Genomic DNA, 3582 nt, shown 5'->3' with positions numbered 1-3582 from the left:
GGCACGTTGGGCATGGCCGGCCGAATCTTCGTGCAACTGATGCTCCCCTTCCTGGTGGGGCATCTTCTGCACCCCTATGCCCAGAAGTGGCTGAAGAAGTTCGGGCGCGTGATTCCTTTAGTCGATCGGGGTTCCATACTGCTGATCGTTTACACCGCCTTCAGTGCTGCCATCGTGCAAGGGTTGTGGAGTCAGGTGACGTGGTCGGTGCTGGGGGCCTTGCTGCTGGTGTGCGCTGTTGCATTGGGCGTCGTGCTGTTGGTCAGCTGGAAGTTGGCCTGCATGCTGGGTTTTGATCGCGCCGACCAAATCACCGTAATGTTCTGCGGATCGCAAAAAAGCCTGGCCAGCGGCATACCCATGGCGCAAATTTTATTCACTGCGTCGACCGTGGGTTTTATGGTGCTGCCTTTGATGCTGTTCCATCAGTTGCAGCTGATGCTGTGTTCCATGTTGGCTCAACACTGGTCCCGTCGGATGGAGGCAGCCAATGAGGCCATCGCAGCACACGTCACCACCAAGTCGTGAGGTATTTGGCGCCGGTTCGCTGCGGTGGTGGCTTGGGCCTCAGCAAGCAGGTGAACTGTGCTGCGCGTCGCAAACCTGTCGTTCTCAATGCGTGACGACCGTTTACAAGTTTCTCTAAAAATAATTTAAAAAACGCTTGCGCTCCGGTGCCAACGACACTAGACTTTGCCATAATTAGTTCCAAATGGAACGATATAAGAAATAAATATTGGAACGATCTGGAGACACTATGACGTTCAGCATCGAGAGCGAAGACCGCGTGGTGAAGGAAGTGAGCACGGCGTATTTGCTTCGCCAGGTGGCCGAACGCTTGGCGTTGAGCCTGACTCAGTCGCTTAAGCCGTTTAATCAATCCACCAGTGCATATCGTGTGCTCATCGCGCTCACGCGTCACAATCCGTCCAGCATGCGCGAGCTGATCGAAGCTACGCTGACCGCTCCCTCTACGCTTAGCCGCACCATTGATGCCTTGGAAAAGGACGGGTGTGTGAAATGCAGTCCGATCGAAAGCGATGGGCGTGCGCGTCAGGTCACATTGACCGCCGAGGGAGAACGCCGGCTACAGGCCATTTTGCCGGCCGCCGTCGCTCAATACGAATGGTCCATCCGCAATATCGAGGAGAAGGACCTTCAGATGATGCACCAAACCTTGATGAAGATGCTGCAAAACCTGAAGGCATCGCCTATTAAATAGGCGGCTAAAGCAAGACCCGAAGTCAGCCTGACGGAGCGGATCGACCCGACGTACTAAGCCCGGGCACTACCCTTTCGGGCCAACCCCCAGCAGCCAAGAACAGAACTTACAGCTTTACCGGGTATGTAAACAATAAACGCGCGGGATTCGAGCAATAGATGCGCGGTGTTCATTGAATAGGAGGAGTCATGGAGAAACCTACCAAGGTCTGGATAGACGGAGAGTTGTTCGACGCCGCGGATGCGCGCGTGGACTTCATCAGCAATAGTTTTCAATATGGTTATTCGGTCTTTGAAGGCATTCGCGCCTACAAGACGCCCGACGGTCCGGCGATATTTCGTCTGAAGGAACATATCGAACGTCTGTTTAAGTCGGCAAAAATCATTGGCCTGGATATTCCCTACACCGAGCAAGAAATTATCGACGCTTGCGTGGAGACGGTGCGTGTCAGCGGTTTTGAAGAGTGCTACCTGCGGCCGGTGGCGTACATTGGCTCGGGCGGCATGGGCTTGAATCCCACAGGCTGCAAGGTCAGCGTAGGGATCGCCACATGGTACTGGGGTGAATACCTGGGCAAGGGAACGTTGGAAAACGGCTCCAAGGTGGTCACTTCTTCCTATACCCGCCATCACATCAACTCAAACATGTCCAAGGCCAAGGCGGCCGGCAACTATATGTTGTTCCAGATGGCGCGAACGCAGGCCGTGCGTCAGGGCTATGACGAAACCCTGTTTCTCGATGCCCAAGGGTACGTGGCCGAAGGGTCCGTCGAAAACGTGTTCATCATGCGCAAGGGCGAACTCGTAACCCCGCCGCTTACCTACATTCTGGATGGCATTACTCGCGACACCATTATTACGCTCGCCCGCGACAACGGCTTGAGTGTGCGCGAAGAGTTTTTCACACGCGATACCGTGTATATCGCCGACGAGATGCTGTTCGTGGGCACGGGCGCCGAAGTGACCCCTGTGGTGTCGCTGGATGACCGGAACATCGGCACAGGCAGGCCCGGCCCCATCACTCGCCAGTTGCAGGAGCTGTATTTCGGCGTCGTGCGTGGCAAGGACGGCAGCTATCCCGAGTGGCGCACGGTGGTGCCGGCACAAGCAGAGAGCCTGACGCAATAAGCGGTCTGCCTGAAGGAATCGAAATGCGGGTCATGGATTATTCCCTACCGTACGGGTCGCAGCGCCCGGTGGTCTGTGCCAGTAATATGGTTGCCACCTCGCAGCCCCTGGCGGCGCAGGCGGGACTGCAAATGCTGCACGAGGGTGGTAATGCGGTGGATGCCGCCCTGGCGGCCGCCATTGCCACCACGGTGGTTGAACCCACGGGTTCGGGCGTGGGTGGTGACGCTTTCGCCATCGTGTGGGACGGGTCGACGCTGCACGGTTTGAACGCGTCGGGGCACAGTCCGGCGGCGTGGACCCCGCAAGTCTTTGCCGGCCAAGACCGCATGCCTGGGCGCGGTTGGCAAAGCGTTACTGTTCCGGGCGCGGTTGCGTCCTGGCGGGCGCTGAGCGAACGCATGGGAAAACTACCCTTCGAGCGTCTGTTCGAACCGGCCATCCGCTACGCGACTCAAGGCTTTCCGGTCAGCCCGGTCATCAGCAAGTTGTGGGCGACGATTGCACCCAAGTACCAGGCCCAGCCCGGGTTCGGGCAGTACTTTATGCCCCAGGGGCGAGCACCGCGGCCCGCAGAACGTTTCACCAATCCCGATCTGGCCATGTCCTTGCAAGCCATTGCCGCCACAGGGGGCGAAGCCTTTTATCGTGGGAAACTGGCCGACGCGCTCATACGTCACTCGGCCGAACATGGCGGACTGATGACGCACGAGGATCTTGCCGAGTTTCAGCCACTTTGGTGCGGCACGCTAAGCCAGGATATTGCCGGCGTGAGCGTGCACGAGATTCCGCCCAACGCACAGGGGTTGGCCACGCTGATTGCGTTGGGCGTGCTGACGCATTTTGATCTTGATCGCTACGAGCCCGACAGCGTGGAAGTTATCCATCTGTGCATCGAGGCGATGAAAATCGGCTTTGCCGATACTGAAGCCTATGTCAGCGATCCGGCCAGCCTGCGCATCGATCCACAAAGCTTGTTGGATCGCAACTACCTGCAGCAGCGGGCGCAAGAGATCGACTTTGAACGGGCCGGCGAGTTTGCGGCGGGCGCCCCCAAACAAGGCGGTACCGTTTACATCGCCACGGCTGACTCGAACGGCATGATGGTGTCGTTCATTCAGTCGAACTACGAAGGGTTTGGCTCCGGGGTGGTGGTGCCGGGCACCGGCATCAGCCTGCAGAACCGCGGCATGGGTTTTTCGTTGAAGCCTGGGCACCCCAACCAAGTGGGCC

At 57.9% G+C, this 3582-nt stretch carries 4 protein-coding genes; all 4 read left to right on the top strand.

Features of this window, described 5'->3' with window-relative positions; all coding sequences use genetic code 11:
• The coding region (locus tag VL003_RS03980) for a bile acid:sodium symporter (RefSeq protein ID WP_325439799.1) at positions 1–528 on the top strand (528 nt) is incomplete at its 5' end.
• A 229-nt stretch (positions 529–757) separates the two neighbouring features.
• A complete protein-coding gene (locus tag VL003_RS03975; protein ID WP_325439797.1) occupies positions 758–1222 on the top strand; it encodes a MarR family winged helix-turn-helix transcriptional regulator in 465 nt (154 codons plus the stop codon).
• A gap of 188 nt (positions 1223–1410) precedes the next feature.
• On the top strand, positions 1411–2349 hold the full coding sequence (gene ilvE / locus VL003_RS03970) for a branched-chain-amino-acid transaminase (protein WP_325439795.1): 939 nt from the start codon (positions 1411–1413) through the stop codon (positions 2347–2349).
• A gap of 32 nt (positions 2350–2381) precedes the next feature.
• Positions 2382–3582: gamma-glutamyltransferase family protein (locus VL003_RS03965; protein WP_325439793.1), on the top strand; the 1201-nt coding region annotated here is incomplete at its 3' end.

The sequence above is a fragment of the Pusillimonas sp. genome, from assembly GCF_035515275.1.
Taxonomy (GTDB): Bacteria; Pseudomonadota; Gammaproteobacteria; order Burkholderiales; family Burkholderiaceae_B; genus Pusillimonas.
This window is presented reverse-complemented; position numbering and strand designations above follow the sequence as displayed.

Excerpts from the sequence above, each read along its gene's own strand:
- VL003_RS03975 (WP_325439797.1), top strand. The coding sequence starts at position 758 with ATGACGTTCAGCATCGAGAGCGAAGACCGCGTGGTGAAGGAAGTGAGC.
- ilvE (WP_325439795.1), top strand. The coding sequence starts at position 1,411 with ATGGAGAAACCTACCAAGGTCTGGATAGACGGAGAGTTGTTCGACGCC.